Source organism: Priestia sp. VA7 (genome assembly GCF_055710015.1).
On the sequence record NZ_JBVQPN010000002.1, the window covers coordinates 1071608 to 1095257 of the forward strand.

At 34.8% G+C, this 23650-nt stretch carries 22 protein-coding genes and 1 riboswitch; of the genes, 15 read left to right on the forward strand and 7 right to left on the reverse strand.

What is annotated here, in order from left to right:
• The first annotated feature begins 8 nt into the window (after positions 1 to 8).
• Positions 9 to 1604 (forward strand): acetolactate synthase large subunit, encoded by a 1596-nt coding sequence (locus tag AC0C45_RS11935; RefSeq protein WP_257063174.1) that lies wholly within the window; start codon positions 9 to 11, stop codon positions 1602 to 1604.
• A gap of 60 nt (positions 1605 to 1664) precedes the next feature.
• On the opposite strand, the gene AC0C45_RS11940 is transcribed toward AC0C45_RS11935, so the two are convergent.
• Together AC0C45_RS11940 and AC0C45_RS11945 are read right to left on the reverse strand one after the other, a co-directional pair.
• The gene (locus AC0C45_RS11940) at positions 1665 to 2225 is read right to left on the reverse strand and encodes a hypothetical protein (protein ID WP_034653074.1); all 561 of its coding nucleotides are present in this window, start codon (positions 2223 to 2225) and stop codon (positions 1665 to 1667) included.
• Between the two features lie 351 nt (positions 2226 to 2576).
• Entirely contained in the window at positions 2577 to 4007 is a 1431-nt protein-coding gene (locus tag AC0C45_RS11945) for a PQQ-dependent sugar dehydrogenase (protein WP_034653073.1), read from the reverse strand.
• A 214-nt stretch (positions 4008 to 4221) separates the two neighbouring features.
• Here AC0C45_RS11945 and AC0C45_RS11950 point away from each other — a divergent pair, with 214 nt between their 5' ends.
• From AC0C45_RS11950 to AC0C45_RS11960, 3 genes are all read left to right on the forward strand, one after another.
• Positions 4222 to 4596: a cupredoxin domain-containing protein gene (locus tag AC0C45_RS11950; RefSeq protein ID WP_257063179.1), complete on the forward strand. Its 375-nt coding sequence runs from the start codon at positions 4222 to 4224 to the stop codon at positions 4594 to 4596.
• Between the two features lie 252 nt (positions 4597 to 4848).
• A complete protein-coding gene (locus tag AC0C45_RS11955; RefSeq protein WP_013082598.1) occupies positions 4849 to 5040 on the forward strand; it encodes a hypothetical protein in 192 nt (63 codons plus the stop codon).
• A gap of 453 nt (positions 5041 to 5493) precedes the next feature.
• The gene (locus tag AC0C45_RS11960; protein WP_013082600.1) at positions 5494 to 5811 is read left to right on the forward strand and encodes a DUF3243 domain-containing protein; all 318 of its coding nucleotides are present in this window, start codon (positions 5494 to 5496) and stop codon (positions 5809 to 5811) included.
• Between the two features lie 248 nt (positions 5812 to 6059).
• On the opposite strand, the gene AC0C45_RS11965 is transcribed toward AC0C45_RS11960, so the two are convergent.
• Together AC0C45_RS11965 and AC0C45_RS11970 are read right to left on the reverse strand one after the other, a co-directional pair.
• Positions 6060 to 6230 (reverse strand): hypothetical protein, encoded by a 171-nt coding sequence (locus tag AC0C45_RS11965; RefSeq protein WP_013082601.1) that lies wholly within the window; start codon positions 6228 to 6230, stop codon positions 6060 to 6062.
• Positions 6231 to 6346: 116 nt separating this feature from the next.
• Entirely contained in the window at positions 6347 to 6526 is a 180-nt protein-coding gene (locus AC0C45_RS11970; RefSeq protein ID WP_047932972.1) for an H-type small acid-soluble spore protein, read from the reverse strand.
• A gap of 404 nt (positions 6527 to 6930) precedes the next feature.
• On the opposite strand from AC0C45_RS11970, the gene AC0C45_RS11975 reads away from it, so the two are divergent.
• Together AC0C45_RS11975 and dapA are read left to right on the forward strand one after the other, a co-directional pair.
• Positions 6931 to 7218, forward strand: a complete 288-nt coding sequence (locus AC0C45_RS11975) for a hypothetical protein (RefSeq protein ID WP_034653069.1) — start codon at positions 6931 to 6933, stop codon at positions 7216 to 7218.
• A gap of 296 nt (positions 7219 to 7514) precedes the next feature.
• Positions 7515 to 7693, forward strand: a riboswitch (Lysine riboswitch).
• A gap of 127 nt (positions 7694 to 7820) precedes the next feature.
• Positions 7821 to 8708, forward strand: coding sequence for a 4-hydroxy-tetrahydrodipicolinate synthase (gene dapA, locus AC0C45_RS11980; protein WP_016766392.1), 888 nt, complete (start codon positions 7821 to 7823; stop codon positions 8706 to 8708).
• A gap of 261 nt (positions 8709 to 8969) precedes the next feature.
• On the opposite strand, the gene AC0C45_RS11985 is transcribed toward dapA, so the two are convergent.
• Positions 8970 to 9815, reverse strand: coding sequence for a DMT family transporter (locus AC0C45_RS11985; protein ID WP_472928152.1), 846 nt, complete (start codon positions 9813 to 9815; stop codon positions 8970 to 8972).
• A 368-nt stretch (positions 9816 to 10183) separates the two neighbouring features.
• Here AC0C45_RS11985 and AC0C45_RS11990 point away from each other — a divergent pair, with 368 nt between their 5' ends.
• The 5 genes from AC0C45_RS11990 to AC0C45_RS12010 all read left to right on the forward strand — a co-directional run bounded on the left by AC0C45_RS11990 (position 10184) and on the right by AC0C45_RS12010 (position 16572).
• A complete protein-coding gene (locus AC0C45_RS11990; protein WP_472928153.1) occupies positions 10184 to 10609 on the forward strand; it encodes a CBS domain-containing protein in 426 nt (141 codons plus the stop codon).
• Between the two features lie 327 nt (positions 10610 to 10936).
• Entirely contained in the window at positions 10937 to 11962 is a 1026-nt protein-coding gene (locus AC0C45_RS11995; protein WP_034653063.1) for a LacI family DNA-binding transcriptional regulator, read from the forward strand.
• 749 nt (positions 11963 to 12711) lie between these two features.
• Complete coding sequence (locus AC0C45_RS12000; protein WP_034653062.1) at positions 12712 to 13563, forward strand: beta-keto acid cleavage family enzyme; 852 nt, start codon at positions 12712 to 12714, stop codon at positions 13561 to 13563.
• Positions 13564 to 13875: 312 nt separating this feature from the next.
• On the forward strand, positions 13876 to 14928 hold the full coding sequence (locus tag AC0C45_RS12005) for a ketopantoate reductase family protein (protein WP_412035849.1): 1053 nt from the start codon (positions 13876 to 13878) through the stop codon (positions 14926 to 14928).
• A 204-nt stretch (positions 14929 to 15132) separates the two neighbouring features.
• Entirely contained in the window at positions 15133 to 16572 is a 1440-nt protein-coding gene (locus AC0C45_RS12010; protein WP_165573181.1) for a GntP family permease, read from the forward strand.
• A 316-nt stretch (positions 16573 to 16888) separates the two neighbouring features.
• Here the strand turns inward: AC0C45_RS12010 and AC0C45_RS12015 are convergent, their stop codons facing one another.
• Positions 16889 to 17170 (reverse strand): YesK family protein, encoded by a 282-nt coding sequence (locus AC0C45_RS12015; RefSeq protein WP_034653056.1) that lies wholly within the window; start codon positions 17168 to 17170, stop codon positions 16889 to 16891.
• 56 nt (positions 17171 to 17226) lie between these two features.
• Complete coding sequence (gene gdhA, locus AC0C45_RS12020; RefSeq protein WP_472928154.1) at positions 17227 to 18609, reverse strand: NADP-specific glutamate dehydrogenase; 1383 nt, start codon at positions 18607 to 18609, stop codon at positions 17227 to 17229.
• A gap of 168 nt (positions 18610 to 18777) precedes the next feature.
• On the opposite strand from gdhA, the gene AC0C45_RS12025 reads away from it, so the two are divergent.
• From AC0C45_RS12025 to nikC, 4 genes are all read left to right on the forward strand, one after another.
• Complete coding sequence (locus AC0C45_RS12025; RefSeq protein WP_328252789.1) at positions 18778 to 19683, forward strand: LysR family transcriptional regulator; 906 nt, start codon at positions 18778 to 18780, stop codon at positions 19681 to 19683.
• Positions 19684 to 20225: 542 nt separating this feature from the next.
• Positions 20226 to 21851 carry a nickel ABC transporter substrate-binding protein gene (gene nikA, locus AC0C45_RS12030; RefSeq protein WP_472928155.1) on the forward strand — a complete coding sequence of 542 codons (1626 nt, stop codon included), beginning with the start codon at positions 20226 to 20228 and terminating at the stop codon, positions 21849 to 21851.
• Positions 21852 to 21867: 16 nt separating this feature from the next.
• Positions 21868 to 22812 carry a nickel ABC transporter permease subunit NikB gene (gene nikB, locus AC0C45_RS12035; RefSeq protein WP_472928156.1) on the forward strand — a complete coding sequence of 315 codons (945 nt, stop codon included), beginning with the start codon at positions 21868 to 21870 and terminating at the stop codon, positions 22810 to 22812.
• Positions 22809 to 23642: a nickel ABC transporter permease subunit NikC gene (nikC, locus tag AC0C45_RS12040; RefSeq protein ID WP_034653052.1), complete on the forward strand. Its 834-nt coding sequence runs from the start codon at positions 22809 to 22811 to the stop codon at positions 23640 to 23642. The genes nikB and nikC overlap by 4 nt, the downstream gene beginning before the upstream one ends.
• Positions 23643 to 23650 lie beyond the last annotated feature (8 nt).

A 23650-nucleotide genomic window follows, 5' to 3' on the forward strand; every position in this document is an offset into this window, starting at 1 on the left:
CGAACAATATGAAAGTGACGGATACACTTGTTCAATGTTTAGAAAATGAGGGAGTTGAATATATTTTCGGAATACCCGGTAAAGAGACCTTGGACTTTATTGATTCCTTATCCAACTCTAAACAGATTCAATTCGTGAATGTGAGGCATGAGCAAGGAGCTGCTTTTATGGCAGATGTATACGGAAGGTTAACAAACAAAGTAGGGGTATGTTTATCAACATTAGGCCCTGGAGCTACTAATTTATTGACAGGTATATCTAGTGCAAAGCTAGACCATTCTCCTATTGTTGCTTTAACAGGACAGGCTGCTTTGGGAAGGCAGCATAAAGATTCGCATCAGTATATGGACATTATCAAAATGGTGGAACCGGCAACGAAGTGGGGTGTTCAGATAAAAGATGCACAAACGATTCCTGAGATTATTCGAAAAGCATTTAAAATTGCACAAATGGAAAAGCCAGGACCCGTAGTAGTAGAATTGCCAGAAGACTTAGCAACTCAAATCGTTCCCATTAAACCTATTTCACTTACATCTATACCCGTAAGTATACCTATAATGGAGTCCATTCAGGCTGCCAATACTCTTATTGAGCAGTATGAGAGACCTTTTGTTATTATCGGTAACGGCGCTATTAGACAGGAAGCCGTGGATGAGCTTCAACGATTTATTGAACGCCTTCAATCACCGGTTACCCATAGTTATATGGCTAAAGGTGTACTGTCTAAAGATCATCCACAAAATTTCTTTACGTTTGGATTTAATGAAAAAGATGAAGTGCTCGCAGGCTTAAAGGAAGCTGATCTACTTATTGTAATTGGGTTTGATCTTGTCGAAAGGTTACCCAAAGAATGGAACACAGAAAAAACACCAATTTTACATATAGATACTTTACCGGCAGAAGTAGATGAATATTACCCTATAGAGGTCGAATTGGTTGGAGATATAAAGCAGACTTTACGAGTATTCAATCAGCTTGATATTCCTTCTAAACCATGGATTCCCTCTGGTAATCTCCAGAAACAAATTAAGCAATCTTATCACATTGAAGAGAAAAAGATAGATAGCGATTTGCTGCCTTTGACAATCGAGAATATCTTGCATATTATTGACAAGCTCTCTTCAGAGAAAACGATTGTGATTTCAGATGTGGGAGCTCATAAAGTATCTGTAGCCCGAACTTATCAACCTAAAAACCCTAACAGGCTCATTATATCAAATGGTCTAGCTGCCATGGGTATTGCTCTACCAGGCTCAATTGGAGCTAAGTTAGCCTGCCCTAATGATCCAGCTATTTGTATTACTGGAGATGGAGGAGTTTTAATGAATTTTGCTGAAATAGAGACGGCAAAGCGCTTAGGGCTTTCATTCATCATTATTGTTTTAAACGACTCTACATTAAAAATAGAGCAGGAAATGATGAACAAAAAGTTTGGTAAGAGCTATGGAATAACTTTTACAAACCCAGATTTTGTTCAACTGGCAAAAAGCTTTGGAATTAAAGGCGAACAGGCAAATAGTTTAGTTGGATTTGAAAATATAATGAAAAGAGCCTTACAAAGTTTAGATGAGATTGTCCTAATTGACGTTCTTCTAAAAAGCTGATTGCGATTTCTCCATTATTTTAACGAGTTATCTTTGTTAAGGGATTAATTTGTAGATTCACTAGGAAATAAATGTTTTTAATTTTTTGAAATAAGCTAAGCTGAGTTCAACCCAAATCCAACTATAAAGGAAAGTAAATACAAAAATTAAACCAGTAGTAGAAAGAGAAAAATTTTTAGAAATCACGGGACCTAGTACTGGGAATTTGAAACCGTACAATAGGGTAATAATCCCAACAGTTAATAGAGTGGCCCCACTTATAATAATGTACAATCTCTTTTTAAAAAAGTAAAAAGCGGCTCCTATGCCCATTCCCAATATTCCTGTTGTAAAAGGAAAAATAATAAGTTCACTTGGCTGGATAATCAGAAGAAGCAGATTTGTTAGTATATAGGTAATAAACCCTAGAGGGAGCGAAAGTATAAAACAAAAAAGAATGGGTGCAGTAGAGAATGGACTAATAAAAACTCCTATTCCGGGTAAGAAACCTCCTGCTGATTGAAAAAGGGCTGCTAAGCTGGCGAAAAGAGCGCCTGAGACAAGCTGCTTAGTTTTAGATAGTCTATTAAAAAAAAGCTGCGCAGATTTTACTTCACTTGAAAGAGACTTTAAAAAGTACATGAATTTCACCTCGGTTAACTGTTTTTACATTATAAGGGGTTAAAGAGAGATTTAGATCATTGCCTGATATATCAACTCTTACATGTAATATATAAAGAAATTAAGCGGGAGGACTAATAAGTCGCATTTACTTTTAAAGGAATAGGCCATATCCGTTAAGATAAATTTCTTTATCTTTCTAAAGGTATGTACTGTAGCCCATAAAATGAATCTTTTATGGGCTTTACTGATTAAAGGCTTTTTTATTTTCTAGAAAGTTCATTTGTTCATTCCTACAAAATAGCTGGTAAAAAAATTAAGCTATAATTTTTAGGAGAAAATCAATACCCACTCGAATTTTATAAATATAAATCATGGAACAATTTCAAAAACAGTACCTTGATTAAAGTCAGACACTTTCATAGAGCCATAAACTCCTAAATAAAGCTTGGTTTGATCCAGGTTCGTTCCCAAACTAACGTAGTAAGCTGATTGGGAACCAAAATTATAATCAACTTCCACAACACTAAAATCATTTAGCTTACAATCTGTACCTGCTCTGGTATAAGCTAAAACTCCTCTAATTGGGGATTGAGATTCTTTAACCTGTGCAATATCCGTAAACATAACGCTTCCTGTTAAGCTAGAGATTTTATTCCCCATATATGGCTGAACTCCTGTAAGGGAGGTCCCTCCAAATTTATTGGGGCGGGGATCTTTGTGAAAATAACTTGTTAAAGGCTGAATACGTCTCACTGAAGTTTTTACCGCTTCATTGTAATAAGCAATTATTTTCTCATCCAAGGCCGGATTTTCAGAACACCTTTTTATAAACGAAGTCGGAAAATCTCCTTCCCATCCCCGCCAGCCAAGGTTAATAAATCCTTCTTGGCTGGGTTTGGCTCTCATTAAAGAAGCTTGAACAAGTTGAGGAACAGGTATTGGCTTATAATGAACAAATGAAAAAATCGACTCTACTACGTCTTGTCCAACATTTCCCACATATTTGATGTACTGATTATAAAATTTTTGAAATGAAATACCCGTTATATTGCGAACACCCTTAGCAATGAGCGTAAGAGTTTCCTGAATAGGTGAGGGGAGTTCACTAAAACGTGTGACTACGGGTGGATTATGGATAAATGTATTCTTACCTACATCAATTTCAATTATTTTCCCGTAAATTTCTATATCATCCTGACTTAAGTTAAAGGGGTCATAGCCTGATCCACCATCTCCGGTTGTAAAGATAAGTTTTCCAGTTTCAGGTGAAAAATTTAAGCTGTTGACACCATTATGATTAAAAAATGGTCTTCTTAAGTTAAGTAACGTCCGTCTTTTTTGAGGCTGAGCATTTGGTTGGAAAACCCATTCTTCCACTGTATCAATATGATCATATTTAGTTTCTCTATTTATCCACCTTAAGTTTGAAGTTTTAGGATCACACGGGTTAGGCCTATAATGTTCGGAAAGTGCACCTGGGCCTTGTGTTCCAGCAGCTGAGTAATGAAGATAAAACAGACCATTATAATAAAATTCTGGATGAAACGCTAGCCCTAGCAATCCTCGTTCATCATATCCTCCGCGGGAAACACCTGGTTCAGACGTACCTAATTTTATGATTCGTGAGCGAATATCTAAAAAAGTCTGTATAGCTTCGTCTCTTATGTAAAAGATCTCTCCTACTTGGGTTGCAATAAATAAACTTTCAAATGAGTCACCAGGAAGTATAGCTGTTTTCAACACAGTAGGTAAATTTATTTTACTAACAATAGGCCGTAAACTAACCTTAGCTTTTATCAACTAACTTGACACTCCTTTTTAATGGTTTCTTTTATAAGAATATGATTGTAACTGTTCTATTAGTATCAATACTATTTTATAAAGTTAGGCAATTTAATGGAATTTGTGCTTTCTATAAATAGAAATAAAGGAAAAACAATGATTAATTTAAAAAAATAGTGATATTATTTTATGAATTGGAAAAGAATATGGCTTATAAAAGGAGTGAATGCAAATGTCTGTGAGAAACTGGTTAATGGGATTAGTCGTTTTGTTTACGATGGTTATCAGTGTGATGACTTCAGGATTACTCGGTGTTTTGGCTGAATCCGACGCGGTAAGACAGAAAACCATGGAGGTTCAGTTGAACGATGATTTCTTTAATCCAGAAACCATCACTATCCCGAGTGGAAAAACGACAACATTGATATTAAAAAATGAAGGTCAGAAAGAGCATACCTTCACAGTAGAAAAGCTCGGAATTGACGCTGAAGTCCAGCCTGGAAAAGAAAAAACCATTACCGTAAAACCACAAAATCCTGGTACATATGAACTGATATGTAGGTATCATTTTAATAGTGGAATGGTGGGGAAAGTAATAGTCAAATAACAAGCAGGGCCAATCGGTCTCTGCTTTTTGAATTGAATATAACATACTTTCTTAATTAACATAATAGATTTTAAAGGTATAAATAAATCGTTCACAATTTCAAAAAAGTAATAAATATTTATTTCAAATATATACTAAATGAAGAAAAAGCACAGGAAAGTATAGAATAAAAACAGCATTTATATCCAGGTTATTAAAAAATGTATCCTTAATGAGCAATGAGCATTGTTTAATTAAAAGGAGGAATTTTATATGGTCGATAATCAATCAAATAATTTAGAACAGGTATCAGAGAACAATACAGATGAAACCAAATTAGGTGATCTTGAGAAAGAGTTTGTAACAAAGCCTGCTAAGTCGTCTTCTGATCCTTATCCGCATAAATATTATACTGGAGACATTTCTATGGTTTCTAATGCTGTGCCACGAAACGATAAAGAATAAAAGTTTCTTATATATTAATATATAAGAGAAACTTTAGACCATTTAAGCTTAAGCTCTGTATTTTTTCAGAACCAAAATACATCTCATAAAAAACAGTTATGTTTCATTTGTTATTTTAAATTCGAAGTAATCGCTTTCATTTTTTGCTTTCTCGAAATCATTTGATAGGTTATAATAAATATCTACAGAAATATTAAATGATATGTAAGTAACAAGCAATTACACCCTTAATATTTAAAAAAAGAAAAACTCCCTTAACGTACTAGGGGAGTTTTTCTTTTTTTATATCCAATATATTCCATTTAAACTCATCAAAAAAGAAGTGTTCACTATTTTGAAGCCCGTTAAACTATTCTACTTAATATATGAGTAGGCTACGAAATGTTTATATACCTGTAAATGGGGGATTTACCATATAAGAACATTGATACTTAATTGGAAGGAGAATGAAAAATGAACAATAATACTGAAACTGTTGAAAATAAAGTAGAGGATAAACTAAATGAAATGAGTCAAGAGAAGAAAGACAACATCCTTTCTAGTTTTAACGAATTTAAAAGTTACTTAGGAGATAAAGTCACAAAAGGTGAGAAACTAGGGTTAAATGATAATCAATTAGCTCTAGCAGCTAAAAAAATAGCTGACTATCTCGCAGCACATGAAGAACCACAAAATGAAGAGCAATACTTGTTACATGAGTTATGGAAAGTTGGAAACGAGGAAGAACAACATCATCTTGCTCATATGCTTGTTAAATTAGTCAAAGAATAATCTAAATCAATTATAGATTGCTTTTTGCCATTATTTATTAGGGGGTCAAGCGTATTCAATCAACGTAGCAAAGAGCCACTTGCGTAAAACAAGTGGCTCTTTATAATGGTTAGGTGTCAGGTAATATCGTTGCAAAAGTAAGAATAAGCCGAAATCGAAATATGTTATCTGAAAACTCTTCTATTGTCAACTTAATAAAAATGCATAACTACAGAAAAGAAATAAGGGTCGGTTATTTTCTTCTCTTTTTATTCATTTTCTTTAGAATCTTCTTGATAATGCTCATTTAAGTATGGGTTCTCTGTCGTAGCAAAATTAACAGATTGAAGGCTAGTTTCAGGATCCATTCCATAATAGCCTTTTAGTTCCGCATTTTCTAGCTCGCCACTTCTAAGTTTTGGTTCTTTTTTCTCTTTCATGCTGCACCTCTTTTTTCTTATAAATAAAGCTTACAGAAATATGGTATCAGTTATTGGGTTCTATTTGGAGATGGAAGAAAAGAATGTAAAAAACTACATTCTTTCTTTCCGACTTTTTATTTTTCTTCTAAATCAAGGACTGGAACCATACGGGCTTCATCATGTGTTCCTCTCGCATGAACGGTAGCCATACTTGATGTTTCATCTACACTTTTAATCCAAATAGGAACTCCGTGGTAATGAACATCAATTTCCTTGGGGGAAGAAAGAATTTGTTTAGCTCGATTTATTTCCATGTTATCACCTCATTTTTTAGTATGTCCTTGTGATGCATCAATTAAAAGATAAAGCTATATTTCCTCACCAATAACTTGACTACATTCTATAACTCACTTCGTCAAAAATTAATCTATCCTTTAACCTTACAAAAATCGAACATCAATGGGTTTGCTTAACCTCATTTTATTCTTTAATTCGAACACGTATAAATACGAAAAATGAGCACATACTGTACCTAATCAGATTCCTCCTTTTGCTGACGAATCGTTTCTCCTTTAATATGTTAAGTTTACAAAAAACATCTGTCTTCACAGGTGTTTTTTATTTTGAGAAAATATATTATTTGTATACAAACTAAGTTTTATTTTACTTCTAGTAGGGGAATAAAATAGTAAATTAAATCGGAGAGGATGAGGGATTTATGATAGAGATGGAGGTAAAGAACCTTCAAAGGTCAGAAACTAAATTTAGAAAGGCTGAGTCAGAATACTTAAATAAGGCAATCGAAGAATATTTCGTTCGTCGTACATACCATAATGCACCAGTAGTTGATGCACTTCGATATGTACTAACGATTGATAATAAAAGGGAACGTTTAGAAAGTGCCGTTGAACTTTTTGGAGATAATATCAAAGAAGTAAATAACCAAGATATTATAAACTATTTAAACCAATGTAGATGTTATAAGGAAATAAGAGATACAGTCTAAATTTGATGCTATCTTATGAAAAAATTTATAGTTCATAAATAACCAAAAGAGGATTGGAGATATGAACTATAAACAAAAGGATTATTATATTAGCGCAAAAGAAAATGAATATTATAAAGTACTAAATGTAGTCGATTGGATTTGAGTCAATAATCCGGAGGCATTCTCTCAAAAATAAGGGTAAGGACTTAATTACATGGTGTCCATAAAATTATACTTAAATGATTCTTGCGTGAAAGGAAATTTACTGTTATATTAAATTCAATTAAATATTTTCTTATTTCAATATTTTTTGAAGTGAGGATAGAGGTGCAAAGATCATAAGTATACAATTTGAGGAGAATGAGATCCAATGACAATTGTGGAAAGGGGTATTTGCCGAAGCTGAAAGAATCTCATGTTCTTGAAGCTGGTTCTGCTGTTGAATAAATACAGAACTGTCATATGGGAAACTGTATGGAGGGCTATCTTACGCACGGAAACTATTTTTGATAAATATTGTTTCTACTGCAGCAACGAATCCCTCGTTGCTGCTTTTTTGCGTTTCTTATGAATGGCTCTGACCCCTCTAATTTTAAAAATTTTATAAAGGGTGTGTAGTTATGAATTTTGGCCAAGTATTAACAGCAATGGTTACCCCGTTTGATCAGAATGGCGAAATTGACTTTAACGCGACGAAAACGTTGGTTGAGCATTTAATTACAAATGGCACAGACGGCTTAGTTGTAGCTGGTACAACTGGAGAGTCTCCAACATTAACCACAGAAGAAAAAATTGAATTATTCAAATGTGTTGTAGAAGCTGCTGCTGGAAGAGTCCACGTCATCGCTGGAACTGGCTCAAACAACACGCAAGCTTCGATGAGCTTAACGAAACTTGCAGAGGAAACAGGAGTCGATGGTATTATGCTCGTTGCTCCATACTATAATAAGCCGTCTCAAGAAGGCTTGTACCAGCATTTTAAAACGATTGCCGAATCAACCTCTCTACCAGTTATGCTTTATAATATCCCAGGGCGAAGCATAGTTAACATTTCTGTTGAAACAGTTGTTCGTCTATCAGAGATCCCTAATGTTGTGTCAATTAAGGAAGCAAGTGGCAACTTGGATGCCATGGCAGAGATTATTAGCAAAACACCTAGCGACTTTACACTATACAGCGGCGATGATGGGTTAACAATACCAGTATTAGCAATTGGCGGGGCAGGAGTTATTTCAGTTGCTTCCCACATCATTGGCAATGATATGCAAGAAATGATTAATGCCTTCAAAAATGGCGATGTCCAAAAAGCTGCTGCTACACATCGCAATCTGCTTCCAATTATGAGAGCATTATTTATTGCGCCAAGTCCTTCACCAGTAAAAGCTGCATTAAATCTAAATGGAATACAAGTTGGCGGTGTTCGTTTGCCAATGGTTCCTTTAAGTAATAAAGAGCAAAGTGCACTAGAAAAAGTTCTGCAAGCTAGCGGCATTAACGCTACCTGTTGAAATAAATAAAAACAGGTTAGGAGAGAGAGCATAGCTAAAACGACCGATTCAATCGATACATTAAGGCAAGATTGGTACCCAAAGCTCAAGATGGATGAATCATCATTTAGCTAACTTCTAAAAATAGAAAAACTCCCTTAACGCATTGGGGGAGTTTTTCTGTTTTTTTATGTATGTATACTATATACATCTTCAGTTGCCATCCAGAGGGAGACCCATTTCACTATATGTTCATTCTTCTGTCGGTATTGGTGCAAGAACTTATATCTTAGTCAACACGATTCCGCATAGAGTAAGAATAATTCCTATTAATTGATATTTTTTAAGTCTCTCTTTAAAGATAATTAAGCTCCCAATTAAAACAACAATACAATTTAAACTAATGATTGGATAAACCACACTGGATGGACCTTCCTTTAGGGCGAATAAATAACAGCTGTAACCAATCGTACTTAATATACCAACTAGTATACCTATCTTTATTTCAATTTTATATGCAGTTAATTTTTTAAATTCTTTCCGAGCTAATAAACTTAAATAGACAGCTCCTCCGCCATACATTGAAACAAGCATTTCACCCATACTAAAGTGCTGATACGTGCTGAATTTCATAATAACACCAACTGTGCCGATAGATAGAAGAGCTAAACAGCAGCTCAAAATCCATAATTTATACTCTATGTGTGCCGTTTTGTTTGGTTGATACTGAATAATACAAGCTGCCAATATAATAATGACGATACCAATCCAATTTGTTAAAGGAATGGATTGAGGAAATAATAAGGATGTAGCTATAACAACAATGACTGTATTCATCGCAATAATGGTAGATGTAATACTCGCAGGTCCTTTCTCAAAGGCTTTCGACATTTGGATATTGCCATTGGCATTTAAGATACCGATTAGTGCCCCCGTTAAAATAGGTAAAATGTGAAATTCAAAACTTCCTTTAATAAGAATAAATAATAAGAGGATAAAAAAAGAAATCCAATAAAAGAAAAGTTGAATACACACTTTAGATAAATGTTGAAGAGCACCCCATTTAAATAAAGTATTGTTTACTCCGAAGCATACAGCTGTCCCTAAAGCAGATATAAACCATAACATAGTGTGTAATTCCTTTCTAGTAGTTTTTATACTACTAAATTATACAATTTATATAATAGTTTTAATATTTCAATTTAATGAAAAATAGCTTCGAATAACTCTTTTGTAAAAGTATAAAGATGAGAAGAAGAAAAGTATAAATTTATTACGAACCAAAGGGTTGTGCTCTTTTATTAAAACCTCGTTTCCTATCATTCTTACACCTTTTTACTGTCCAATAAAATGCGATGAATTTTTCAAATCCATTCACCATTTTCTTCTCATTAAAACCTAAAGCTTTGTATCCTAAAACTCAAATGGACGTTTTAGAAGATGAGGTGCGGGAATCAAGTGAAGTAAGACAATGATTAAATAAAGGAGGAGTTGCTATGAATATAACAGAAGTGATGACTTCTAATATTGAGACAGGTAACCTTAAAAGTTCATGTGGTGAGATAGCTAATATGATGAAGAATGTAGATGTAGGAGTTATTCCAATTTGTGAAGATGATAAGCTAATAGGCTTAATAACGGATCGTGATTTAGTTGTCAAGGGATTAGCTAATAATTTTAATGCGAACACACAAATATCTGAAATGATCAATACTGATGTCATTACCGGTACAAAATACATGTCTGTAGAGCAGGCTTCATATCTCATGTCTCAGCATCAAATACGCAGACTTCCTATTGTAGAAAACGGAAAACTCATTGGAATGGTTTCTTTGGGAGATTTAGCGGTAAGTAATACTTCAAATAAAGAAACAGGAAAAGTTCTTGAGAATATTTCAGCTCCTGCTGAATTTAATAAATAAACAAGCAACAGATTTTATTTATAAATAGTTTCTTTTTTAGTTTTTAAAATAAGTATGAAGAAGGAGTGGACATGACTCCTGTCAATAGAAAGTAATAAACGAGCCTTTTTTGTACTTCATGCTATAGGTAAGGGTAAGCCAATGAAAATTAGCTTGCCCTTAATTTATACATGACAAAGATTAATTGTAAATTTACCCCTTCTAGTCTCGTTGCTATGTTTGCAGTGAAAAAGCTATTTTAAATTGGAAATAATACTATTAAATTGCAATCGCTCTCAGCTTATTATAGATTAAAGATATCGAAACGTTTCGCCTGGAGGTTTTTAAATGGCTACAATGAAGGATATATCTAAAAAAGCTAATGTTTCCCTTTCTACCGTGTCAGCTGTAATTAATCAATCAGCATATGTCAGTCCGGCACTTACCAATAGAGTGATGCAGGCAATTAAAGAATTAAATTATAAACCAAATGCAGTAGCACGAAGCTTGAAAAAAAAGAGAACTAACACGGTTGGTGTCATAGTTTCAAATCTTTCAAATCCCTTTTATCCCCCATTGATCGAAGGTATAGAAGATGTATCGTTTAATAATAATTTCAATGTAATCCTGTGTAATGTATCAAATGGACATAAAAAGATTTTGACTTATTTAGAACTAATGCTGGAAAAGCAGGTTGACGGTCTCTTATTAGCTAATATTGCTAATTCGGAGGATCTAAATGAAGTTGAAAAATCAGGATTAAAATATGTTTTAATCAATAGAAAACCCTCATTTTATGATAAAAATTTTGTCGGAGTTAATAATCCACTCTCTTCTGAGCTAGCAGTTAATCATTTAGTAAGACAAGGCTATAAAAGAATCGCTTTTTTGGGAGGTGATTTGGGAATCAATACTGCGAGAGAAAGAAAAGCAGGATTTATGAGTTGCATGACTCTAAATGGATTGGATATTGATCCAATGCTTATCTTTGATGGAGAATATTCCTTAGAATCAGGATATACCAATGTAAAAAAGATGATTGAGCAAGTGGAAGTATTACCAGAGGCCATTTGTACTGCAAGTGACATAATAGCTTTCGGAGTGATAAAGGGGCTAAGAGATTCTGGTATTCGTGTTCCAGAGGACATTTCAGTTATTGGAAATGATAACAATTCCTTTTCTGAAAATTTCCTTGTTCCTTTGTCCAGTATTGACCATTCTACATATGATATGGGTAAAATATCCATGGAGTTTCTATTGGAAATGATCAAAGAAAAAGATGAAACTCGGGCTAGACAAATCATACTTACCCCATCTTTAGTAGTTCGCGAAAGCTGTGGATATAAAAAAAATAAGATTGATAAACTTTATTAAATCAACTTTAGGGTAACAATATAAGAAAGTTAAAGGGGTTAAATTAATTTAATGTCATTGATACTAAGAAGTAAAAACACAGGCATCATTGAAAAGCTAAAAATTGTTTTTCAAAAACGTATTCACATATTTGATGGACGCGTCTCTATAACAGTCGTTATAGAGACGCGTCTTTAATTTGTCTTAATATTTAACAGCTTGCTTATTAATTTTTTCTTTGTAAAGGAGTATCGTAGAGTCAAACCACAGAATATCAATCAATACTAACGTATGCATTCATCTTTTTATGGTTATTAAACCATTTAATAGTCCTGGTTCTTTTAATATTTTGTGGGTGTGATACCGAAGAATTTCATGCTAATTTTCTTGTTTTTATAGATTCTAAGACTCTGAATGTTGTCTAAGTATTAGTATGTAATATAAGTAACTAAATTGTTAAACAAATATAGAGTATCATCGCACGTAACTGCTTATTATTTCGATAGTAGGGGGTAGATCACCAATAATATTCTGAATTTTCTTTAGAAAGTTCTTGATTTTGCAAACGCTAACAAATTATAATAAGTATTGACGAAACGTTTCGCTAATATATTTATCAAATTTAAATTAAAACTTTTTAAAAGCTTGTAAAATAGGAATTTAATAATAAAATTTGGTTATTTTTTATTATTTATGTGACTTTTATGTTATGTTTTCATCGAAACGTTTCGCTAAAACACCAGTAATGTTAAACAAATGGAGGGGTTTTTTTGGAAAAATTAATTATTACTGTTGCTCCAACTGGGGCTCAGACAACTCGCAAACATACTCCTTATGTACCTTTTACTCCAAAGGAAATTGCCGATTCTGTTTATGAAGCGTGGCAAGCAGGGGCGTCTATAGCCCATATTCACGTAAGAGATGAAGACGGAAATAATTCTCTTGATTTAGGTACCTATGTAGAAGTCGTTAATCGCATAAAGGATAAATGCGATATTATTATTAACTTAACGACAGCTGGTGGAGTGGCCATGAACGATGAAGATCGTCTTCGAGTATGTGAATTAGGATCTGAGTTGGCAACTTTTGATGCTGGTTCAATGAATTTTGGTAGTGATGTATTTCTTAATTCACCTAATTTTCTGGAGCGCTTGGCAAAAAAAATGAAGGAGTATGAGATAAAGCCTGAGATTGAAATATTCGATGTCGGTATGATTGATAATACCTTGCGAATTGCTAAAAAGGGCTTCATCGACTCCCCCTTTCATTTTCAGTTTGTTTTAGGTATAAGGGGAGGGATGGCAGCTACACCCAAGAATTTATTATTTTTAGCTGAAAGTATTCCTGCCGGTTCAACTTGGTCGGCAATTGGAGCAAGTAAAGATCAATTAGCTATCAACACAATGAGTATTATAATGGGGGGACATGTTCGCGTAGGAATGGAGGACAGTGTCTATTATCGACAGGGTGAATTGGCGAAAACCAACGCTCAATTTGTAGAAAGAATTGTAGGTTTATCTCAAACTTTAGGAAGAGATGTCGCTACTCCGAACCAAGCTAGAGAAATTTTAGGTTTGGATAATTCAAAGCGCTTGAAGGGATTAAGTAGCATTGGTAAATAATCTAGGAAATCTTGGCTGCTCTTTGCTTTTCCAAGCATCAATCCGGTCAGATTCTTTTAATTCTCCTTAAAATGAGTAAAAGGAGAGGATGAGCACCTCTGAATAAAGTAATATTGTAGATTGAATAATTTCGACCCATCGTGTGGGATCGAAGAAGACACAAAAAAGGCATTAAAAGAGAGCATTATAATTATTCTGAAACTTTAAATTTTAATAGCCTTTTTATTTATTTATCAATTTTAGTAGAAGAAAATGCACTTAATAAACTTGAGTTCATTCAATAAATTAATCATTCTCCAGGGAGGAATACATATGAGAATTGCAATAATGGGTTCAGGTTCCTTAGGAACTATAATAGGAGCCTTAATTACTGCAGGAGGACAAAAAGTAGATTTAATCGATATCAATAAGGAACATGTATCCGCGCTCAATCATTCCGGTGCAAAGATTACTGGCTTTATGGATCTTTGCGTTCCTGTAAAGGCCATGTTACCCCATGAAATTACTGGTCAATATGATTTAGTTTTTTTATTAACTAAACAGGTTTACAATCAGGCTTCTTTAGAACAATTGCTTCCGCATCTTCACTCTACTAGTATCGTCTGTACGTTGCAAAATGGTATACCTGAGGACTTCGTTGCTGCTTATATTGGACATGAAAGAACCATTGGTGGTGTTGTAGGATTTGGTGCTACCTGGCTTGGTCCAGGTGTATCCGAACTTGCAACAGAAACTCGAATTTTAAAAAAATATGCGTTTGATATTGGTGAATTAGATGGATCAATAACTCCTCGACTCAAGGAAGTAAAAAGAATTTTAGATTTAGTTGGTCATTGTGATATCTCTTCTAACATCATGGGAATAAAATGGGCAAAATTATTAATGAATGCAACATTTAGTGGCATGTCAGCTGCATTAGGCTGTTGTTTTGGGAAGGTTTTAGCCAGTGATCCAGCAATGGTTAGCTTAGCCTACATTGCAGACGAAACTATAAAGGTTGCCCATGCTTATGGAATTAAATTAGAGAGGATTCAAGGAAAAGATATGAAGGTTCTTGAACTTCAAGATGAAAATGATATATCTAATAAAATGGATTTTTATCAAGAGGTTTGGGGACCACATAGTAATACAAAAGCGAGCATGTTACAAGACTTGGAAAAGAAAAGAAAAACTGAAATTGACTTTATCAACGGTTTTATTTGTAGAAAGGGGAGGGAGGCAGGAATAAAAACTCCTTATAATGATTTAGTTGTCAAATTAGTGAAGGAAGCTGAAAAAAAAGGTAGTTCTCCAAGATTTACAGATAATATAAAGCACTTTAATCCCAATTTATTAAGTATGCGTAAAATGAGCTTCAGAGAATAGCGTGCTATATAGTCTGAAGTAAAGCCTCCACGGATTTACAGAATAGGGAAGAGGAGCAACCAATAAATAGATTGTGTATTCTATGGGACTTTAAATAATAGATGTTAGATCACTTATAGGCTTCTGAAAATTTCGTAAACGGTCCTTTTTTCATGCGTTTTATATTGTAAAAACTAACTATTTATTAAAAATAAGGAGGATTGTATGGATCTTATTGTTATTCTTTTATCTTTAGGACTGCTTATGTTTATTGCTTATCGAGGGTTTTCAGTAATTCTTTTTGCGCCGCTTTGTGCGTTGTTTGCAGTCTTGTTGACTGAGCCATCATACGTACTCCCTTTCTTTTCTAATATTTTCATGGAAAAGATGGTTGGTTTTGTTAAGTTATATTTTCCGGTGTTCCTTTTAGGAGCTATATTTGGAAAAATAGTTGAAATGTCTGGAGTGGCAAAATCTATTGCTCAAACTATAATCAGTTGGGTGGGACCTAAACGAGCAATTTTAGCTACTGTACTACTAAGTGCAATACTGACTTATAGTGGTGTAAGTTTGTTTGTTGTTGCCTTTGCTGTTTACCCGTTTGCTTCCAACATATTTCGTGAATCAAATATTCCCAAACGCCTGCTCCCCGCAACTATTATTTTAGGGGGCGCAACATTTACGATGGATGCCTTACCTGGAACGCCACAAATACAAAATGTAATTCCTACTACCTTTTTTAAGACAGATATTTACGCTGCTCCAATGCTAGGGATAATTGGTGGGGTTATTGTTTTTTCTGTTGGAATGATTTATTTAGAATCACGTTCTCGAAAGGCTCGCAAAGCTGGAGAAGGATATTCAGGTTTTGAAGGTAATGAAGTAGAAATGGCAGCCACTATCCAGGCTGAAGAGGAGAATTATTCAATAAACCTCAAGACTTCAAACAGCCGTTCTCGTGAACTTCTTGCATTTGTCCCACTAATTCTTGTTGGGGTCACTAATAAATTTTTCACTACGATTATTCCTAAGTGGTATCCAAACGGATTTGATTTCTCTTCCATCGGCCTAGATTCTTTTGGGAAGGTCGAACTTTCCCAGGTTACTGGAATTTGGTCAGTAGAACTTGCCTTATTATTTGGAATAATTTCTACGATATTATATAACTGGAGAGAAGTACAATCCAAATTTAAAGAAGGGATAAGTATTAGCATTGGTGGAGCTTTACTAGCAACCATGAATACAGCCTCCGAATATGGATTTGGCGGTATTATTGCTGCACTTCCTGGCTTTAGCGTTGTTCGAGATGGTGTTTCGCATATATTTACGAATCCACTTGTCAACGGAGCCGTAACAACTAATGTTTTGGCGGGAATTACCGGATCAGCTTCCGGAGGAATGGGGATTGCACTAAGCGTGATGGGTGAAAAGTATATGGAGGCGGCAGCCCAATATAACATTCCTCCAGAAGTCATGCACCGGGTAATTGCAATGGCTTCCGGAGGGATGGATTCACTACCCCATAATGGAGCAGTCATTACGATCCTTACCGTTTGTGGTTTGACACATGTTCAATCGTATCGTGATATTTTTGCTATCACTATTTTGAAAACGTTAACTGTCCTTATAATCATTGGAATCTATAGTTTAACTGGCATCGTTTAATATTTTATTTATTAGTACGTTTAAGATAGTATAAATAGGAATGTTATTTTGTATTAAGAGGCTCATTAGCTTTCTGTCCAAAAGTTTCATGAACAAAAAAACTACTGATACCTTGGGGTCACTCCCCTGGTGAGTCAGTAGTCTTTTCTGTTTTAGATTGTATGTAGTACTATTCTTAGTCACCAGAATTATGATTAGAATAAGTAAAAAGCCCCTAAAACTAATAAGGGCTTTTATACTTGGTATTATTTGACGACTTCTTTTTCTACCAATCATCCGCATTATATAAACTGACTTTGTATGTGCTATACATACTTTAGTGGTGAATGTTTTTACTGAATTTTCTTTTTACAGACTCAGCTATAGATATAATTAGTAGGGAGATAAGTGATGAGATAAAAGCAGTAAAGCTAATTGTTCCTACTCTCATACCAATCCATCCTCCGATAAGGAAACTTAAGATAACAATGCCAACACTAACCACTCCTACAACTAGAGGTGCTATATATTTAATAGTAGGTTTTTTTCTGCTGAGTGCATATGAAAGTACAATTAAACCAGCAATTATAATTGTAGAAACTATCTGTAAGTCACCCATTATTAACAGCCTTTAAATTCAAGATATCCATACTAGTATATTCTCCTAATGAAGTATCAAATAACACCTTGCTCAATCATAGCATCAGCAACTTTTATAAATCCGGCAATGTTTGCACCTACGACAAGATTACCAGGAGCGTTGTATTCTTGAGCAGCTTTCTTGCTATTTTGGTATATACTTTTCATAATCGCATGTAATTTACTATCGACTTCTTCAAAAGTCCAAGAAAGCCTAGTACTATTTTGAGCCATTTCTAATGCTGATACAGAAACACCACCAGCATTTGCTGCTTTAGCAGGGGCAAATAAAATATTGTTCTCTAAGAAAATCTCGACAGCTTCTAATGTAGATGGCATATTTGCACCTTCACCAATTGCTTTTACTCCATTGGAAACTAATAATTCTGCAGAGTTTTGATCGATTTCATTTTGAGTAGCACATGGTAAAGCAATATCACATGGTACTGTCCAAATCCCATTACAACTTTCCACGTAAACCGCTTCGGGATGATCATTTACATAAGTACTTATGCGTTTCTTTTCTACTTCCTTAATCCGTTTAACTGTCTCTAAGTTAAGACCATCTTTGACATAGATATAACCATCCGAATCGCTGCACGCGACCACTTTAGCCCCTAGCTGCATCGCTTTTTCAATTGCATAAATTGAGACATTTCCTGACCCTGACACAACAACTGTACTGCCTTTAAAGCTGAGATTATTATCTTTTAACATTTCTTCAACAAAGTAAACTGTTCCATATCCAGTTGCTTCTTTACGAGCTAAACTTCCACCATAACTAAGGCCTTTTCCTGTTAGAACGCCTGCTTCAAAGGTGCTACGCATTTTTTTATATTGCCCAAACAAAAAGCCAATTTCTTTACTTCCTACACCAATATCACCCGCAGGAACATCCGTATCAGGTCCGATATATTTGCTAAGTTCTAGCATAAAGCTTTGACAAAAACGCATTATTTCTCCATCTGATTTTCCTTTAGGATCAAAATCAGCACCGCCTTTACCGCCGCCAATTGGTTGACCAGTTAAAGAGTTTTTAAAAATCTGCTCAAATCCTAAAAATTTAATAATACTTGCGTTGACAGATGGGTGAAATCTTAATCCGCCTTTATATGGACCAATTGCGCTACTATATTGGACGCGAAACCCTCGATTCACTCTAACATTTCCCATATCATCGACCCAAGGTACACGAAAAGAGATGACTCTCTCAGGTTCAACGATTCTCTCCAGAATAGCTTGGTTAATATACTGAGGGTTTTTAATAAGAACAGGTATTAAAGAATCGAATACTTCTTTGACTGCCTGATGAAACTCACTTTCACTTGGATTTCGTTTTTTTACTGTTTCAAATACTTGATTAACATAATTCTGCACGCTTTCTGTATTCGCCGATTGATTTTTTTCAATTGTTATCATACTTATCCGTCTCCTATTTATTAATTTATAATGAAAATTTAAAAAACTCGTCGTAATTTTTAGGGTTGTTAGTATAAAATATTTTATAATTGAAATAATGATCGAATCAATATAAAGAAACGATAATATCAATGCGTTTTATGCATTAACTAATAAGGAGGATATAAAATGGACTTTAGACAAATCCGTTATTTTATGGAGGTTGCTACACGCGAACACGTAACTGAAGCCGCCCATTCTTTACATGTAGCACAATCCTCGGTAAGTCGACAAATAGTAAATTTAGAAAATGAATTAGAAGTCGATTTGTTTATCAGAGAAGGAAGGAGGGTACATTTAACGCCAATTGGAAAAATATTTTTTGAACGAATGAAACATGCCATGAATGTGATAGACGATGCGAGACGTGAGGTTAAGGAATATTTAGATCCTGAAAAAGGAACAATACGCATTACTTTTCCGATAAGTTTAGCAGCGTATACATTACCAACTGTAATCTATGCATTTAGATTGCGCTATCCGGAAGCAAAATTTCAGTTAAAACAAGCGCTTTACCTGGAATTAATTGAAGGTGTGATTAAAGGAGATTTTAACCTTGGCCTGATAGGTCCACTTCCTCTTAAAGAAAAAAAACTTCAACAAAAAGTTTTATTTACGGAAAATATTGTGGCTCTTTTGCCAATTCACCACCGCCTTGCAAAAGAATCCTCCGTAAAACTTCAAGAACTAGTAGACGAACCGTTTGTTTTATTACCTAAGGGTTTTGTCTTTCGAGATATTGTTGTGAATGCTTGTCAGAACCTTGGCTTCACACCAAATGTTGCCTTTGAGGGGGATGATATCGATGCGTTGAAAGGGTTAGTTTCTGCTGGTTTAGGTGTAACACTCATGCCAGAAGTCACGCTAGTCGATAGCTTGCCGCGCTCAACAGTTAAAATACCACTGGTTGAACCAAACGTAACAAGGACTGTAGGCGTTATTACCCCAAAGGAACGAGCACTACTTCCAACAGAAAAGTTATTTTATGATTTCCTACAGGAATTTTTCACTAGATTAGATGATTTTAAGAGCTGATTTATACTCAAGAAAAAGCACGTGATTAGCAGAGAAAAGAGATATATTACATTTTTTGTTACCTGGATCCCTTTTTTGGGAATATGAACAAAAAAAGTCCCTTGAAAACAAGGGATTTAAGAAAGGCTACGATTACGAATTATGCAGCTTTTATACATATGCTTATTCTTATAATAAATCGCTTTTACGAAAAAATATGGTGTGATTTACTTACTAACGCACATTTCATATCTAGTTTTATAAAAAGCTGCCTCTCCTGACGCTCCGAGGCAGCTTTTTATCTCGTTAACATATTAACAATAGCTGTTCAGTCAACGTTACTTTGGTTTGTATAACAGTTTTTAAATACTTAAGTCTTTTGATTTTTTCTTAAATCTCAAGGGGTTTTTCTTTAAAAAGGGCAAGCATTCCGTCCGGAAAAGTTACTTTCACAGATAGATAACAATATTGAAAATAAAGTTTTCAATATTACATTGACAAGAATGCGAATCCTGCTTACAATTGAAAACGATTATCAACATCAAGTAGGAGGAGACACCGTTATGTCTAAGGGGAAAATTAGTCTGAAAATTAAGTTAACATTTGTGTTTATTTTAATTTTGTCAACATTATTAGTTGGTTGTTCAAATAATAATAATGGGGAATCAACATCGAAAGGCAGTCATGATAATATGCTTACGATTGCTTGGCCGAGAGATGTAGGGGAAATGAATCCACATGTCTACAACCCTTCACAATTATTTGCTCAATCTATGGTGTATGAACCATTAGTAAGCTATCAAGCTGGCGGTAAGATAAAACCAAGTCTAGCTAAGTCATGGGAAATCTCTGAGGACGGTAAAGTATACACGTTTCATTTGCGTGAAGGTGTAAAATTTTCTGATGGGACAGATTTTAATGCAGAAATTGTTAAAAAGAATTTTGATACTATTTTGAATAATGCTAAATTACATAGTTGGTTAGGTTTCATTACGAAAGTATCTCAAACAGAAGTAGTGGATAAAAATACTTTTAAATTAACGTTGACTGAACCATATTACCCAACAATTCAGGAGCTAGCTGTAGTTCGACCAGTTCGCTTTTTAGGTGAAGCTGGTTTTCCTAAAGATGGTGATACTTCAAAAGGGATTGTTAAACCCGTAGGTACAGGTCCATGGATTTTAGAAAAGTATAAAGCTGACGAATATGCTATTTACAAACGCAATGAAAATTATTGGGGAGAGCTTCCAAAAGTAGCAAAAATCAAAGTGAAAGTTATTCCGGATGCGGAAACGAGAGTGCTGGCATTTGAAAAAGGTGACTTGGACATGATTTATGGAGAAGGAGTTATCAGTCTAGATACGTTTAAACAATTAAAGTCTACTGGAAAATATGAAACTAGCGTTTCTGAACCGATTGCAACAAGACAGCTTGTTATGAATACAAAAACAGAACAGCTTTCAGATGAACGTGTACGTGAAGCGCTGCATTATGGTTTTAATAAAGATGCAATGGTTGAAGGAGTTACTTCAGGTTTAGAAGAGGAAGCAGACCATATCTTACCTGCAAATCTACCTTATACTAACGATATTGATGTTAAGTCAGTAGGCTATGATGTAGAAAAAGCAAAGGCACTATTGGACAAAGCAGGATGGAAACTTCCTAAAGGAAAAACGGTTCGTGAAAAAGATGGAAAATTGCTTGAAATTGAGCTAATGTATGATTCAGCAGAATCCGTTCAAAAGGCAATGGCAGAAACTCTCCAATCTGAATGGGCGGCAATTGGTGTGAAATTAAACATTGTGGGCGTTGAATTAGCAGACCAAGTTCAAAGATTTAAAGATAATAAATTTGATATTAATTTCTTTAGTAACTATGGAGCTCCTTATGATCCTCATACATTTTTAAACATTGTCGCATCAAAAGGATATGGATTTAATGAAGCTATTTCAGCATATCCAAATAAAGATGAGTTAATCAAACAAATGGTGAAGGTTCCTCAAACAACAGATGAAAAAGAACGTCAACAGCTTTATGCGTCTATTTTAAAGTCGCTACAAGATCAAGGAGCTATTATTCCTGTTTCTTATATTAAGAAAACAGCCATTTATCAAAAAAACGTAACAAACTTTAAGTTCCCTGCTAATCGTGACGAGAATCCATTCACAGGAATTAGCATCAAACAGTAAATAGCAGGAGGTTTTCATGGGCAATTATATACTAAAACGAATTATGTCCATCGTTCCAGTTTTTCTTTTGGCTGCACTTCTCACGACTGGCATGATTCATCTTTCACCGGTGGATCCAGCTGAAGCTTATTTAACAGCAGCACACATCCAGCCGACTGATGAGATCTTGGCTCAAAAAAGACATGAGTTTGGTTTAGATCAGCCATTCTTTATTCAATATGTAAACTCTATTATGAAGATATGCCAACTTGATTTTGGCATATCTTATGTTTCAAATAAGCCCGTTTGGAATGAAGTTATATATCGAATACCAGCTACCGTTCAACTAGCCATAGCAAGTATATTAATAGCGGTGTTTGTCAGCGTGCCTCTTGGGTTTCTCGCAGGAGTAAAGAAAGGCAGCGTTATTGATCATTTTAGCCGTTTACTCTCCTTTTTTGGTGCGTCTATTCCAACTTTTTGGCTAGGCTACATACTGGTTTTTTTCTTTTCTGTTAAGCTTAATCTTTTTCCAGTAGAGGGAATCGGAACATGGCAGCATCTTGTACTGCCTTCCATTACGCTAGCTCTTCCTTTAATAGCAATGTATACAAGATTGTTACGTGCGAGTGTTCTTGAAAACTTGCAACAACCATATGTGCTATTTGCTCGAACTAGAGGACTTAAAGAAAAAACGATTATGACAAAACATGTGCTGAGAATTGCTATTTCCCCAATGATAACTGGGCTTGGAATGAATCTTGGAAAATTGCTTACGGGCACAATTATCGTTGAATCGGTTTTTTCTTGGCCTGGATTTGGGCGTTATTTCATTGAAGCTATTTTTAATCGTGATATACCTGTTATACAATGCTACGTGCTAATAGCAGCCAGTTTGTTTATTTTGAGTAATTTAATTGTAGATATAGTTCAAATGTATATAGACCCGCGTATTTCCAGGAAAGAAGGACAGCATCGATGATAACAAGTATACGTACGATATTTAAAAGTCAAAAAGTAATTCCCATATGTTCAACAATATTAGGTATTCTTTTTATCATCGCCATATTGGCCCCTTGGATTACACCAAATGATCCCATTGCCGTCAATTTAGCTTATAAATTGCAGCCTCCAAGCTGGGATTTCCCATTAGGAACTGATCATTTAGGAAGATGTAACTTGTCACGTATTTTATATGGAGCACGCATCTCATTAGGTTTTGCTATACTTATTTTCATTTCATCGTTAGCAATTGGTTTAATTATTGGAACGTTTTCAGGTTATAAAGGTGGTTGGATTGATCATATTTTAATGAGATTTTGCGATGGTGTTATGGCTTTTCCAAGCCTTATTCTTGTACTAGGATTGGTTGGTATATTTGGACCTGGACTGTCACAAGTAATCTTAGCGCTGATGCTTGTACAATGGGTTTATTACGCGAGAATGTTCCGAGGAATGGTCCTTAGTTTGAAAGAACAGAACTTCATCTCCGCTGCGAAGATCAGCGGTTCTTCTCAATGGAAGATCATTAAAAATCATATTATCCCCAATGTGTTACCTCCGCTTGTTGTAATGGGTACGTTGGAAATGGGATGGGCTATCATGGATATATCTGCTATGTCTTTTCTGGGATTAGGCGTCCAGTCTCCTACACCTGAATGGGGAGCAATGATTCACGAAGGAAAATCATATATTCGGACGAATCCAGAACTGATGCTTTATCCAGGTTTGTCTATTATGCTTGTTATTGTTACATTCAATCTATTAGGCGAAGCGTTATCAGAACGTTACGGTGTCAAACGTCGATTTTGAAAAGGAAT

What these genes read in the sequence shown, in the direction of transcription:
- AC0C45_RS11935 (WP_257063174.1), top strand. Translation starts at nt 9, where the DNA reads ATGAAAGTGACGGATACACTTGTTCAATGTTTAGAAAATGAGGGAGTT.
- AC0C45_RS11940 (WP_034653074.1), bottom strand. Translation starts at nt 2,225, where the DNA reads ATGTACTTTTTAAAGTCTCTTTCAAGTGAAGTAAAATCTGCGCAGCTT.
- AC0C45_RS11950 (WP_257063179.1), top strand. Translation starts at nt 4,222, where the DNA reads ATGTCTGTGAGAAACTGGTTAATGGGATTAGTCGTTTTGTTTACGATG.
- AC0C45_RS11955 (WP_013082598.1), top strand. Translation starts at nt 4,849, where the DNA reads ATGGTCGATAATCAATCAAATAATTTAGAACAGGTATCAGAGAACAAT.
- AC0C45_RS11960 (WP_013082600.1), top strand. Translation starts at nt 5,494, where the DNA reads ATGAACAATAATACTGAAACTGTTGAAAATAAAGTAGAGGATAAACTA.
- AC0C45_RS11965 (WP_013082601.1), bottom strand. Translation starts at nt 6,230, where the DNA reads ATGAAAGAGAAAAAAGAACCAAAACTTAGAAGTGGCGAGCTAGAAAAT.
- AC0C45_RS11970 (WP_047932972.1), bottom strand. Translation starts at nt 6,526, where the DNA reads ATGGAAATAAATCGAGCTAAACAAATTCTTTCTTCCCCCAAGGAAATT.
- AC0C45_RS11975 (WP_034653069.1), top strand. Translation starts at nt 6,931, where the DNA reads ATGATAGAGATGGAGGTAAAGAACCTTCAAAGGTCAGAAACTAAATTT.
- dapA (WP_016766392.1), top strand. Translation starts at nt 7,821, where the DNA reads ATGAATTTTGGCCAAGTATTAACAGCAATGGTTACCCCGTTTGATCAG.
- AC0C45_RS11985 (WP_472928152.1), bottom strand. Translation starts at nt 9,815, where the DNA reads ATGTTATGGTTTATATCTGCTTTAGGGACAGCTGTATGCTTCGGAGTA.
- AC0C45_RS11990 (WP_472928153.1), top strand. Translation starts at nt 10,184, where the DNA reads ATGAATATAACAGAAGTGATGACTTCTAATATTGAGACAGGTAACCTT.
- AC0C45_RS11995 (WP_034653063.1), top strand. Translation starts at nt 10,937, where the DNA reads ATGGCTACAATGAAGGATATATCTAAAAAAGCTAATGTTTCCCTTTCT.
- AC0C45_RS12005 (WP_412035849.1), top strand. Translation starts at nt 13,876, where the DNA reads ATGAGAATTGCAATAATGGGTTCAGGTTCCTTAGGAACTATAATAGGA.
- AC0C45_RS12010 (WP_165573181.1), top strand. Translation starts at nt 15,133, where the DNA reads ATGGATCTTATTGTTATTCTTTTATCTTTAGGACTGCTTATGTTTATT.
- AC0C45_RS12015 (WP_034653056.1), bottom strand. Translation starts at nt 17,170, where the DNA reads ATGGGTGACTTACAGATAGTTTCTACAATTATAATTGCTGGTTTAATT.
- gdhA (WP_472928154.1), bottom strand. Translation starts at nt 18,609, where the DNA reads ATGATAACAATTGAAAAAAATCAATCGGCGAATACAGAAAGCGTGCAG.
- AC0C45_RS12025 (WP_328252789.1), top strand. Translation starts at nt 18,778, where the DNA reads ATGGACTTTAGACAAATCCGTTATTTTATGGAGGTTGCTACACGCGAA.
- nikA (WP_472928155.1), top strand. Translation starts at nt 20,226, where the DNA reads ATGTCTAAGGGGAAAATTAGTCTGAAAATTAAGTTAACATTTGTGTTT.
- nikB (WP_472928156.1), top strand. Translation starts at nt 21,868, where the DNA reads ATGGGCAATTATATACTAAAACGAATTATGTCCATCGTTCCAGTTTTT.
- nikC (WP_034653052.1), top strand. Translation starts at nt 22,809, where the DNA reads ATGATAACAAGTATACGTACGATATTTAAAAGTCAAAAAGTAATTCCC.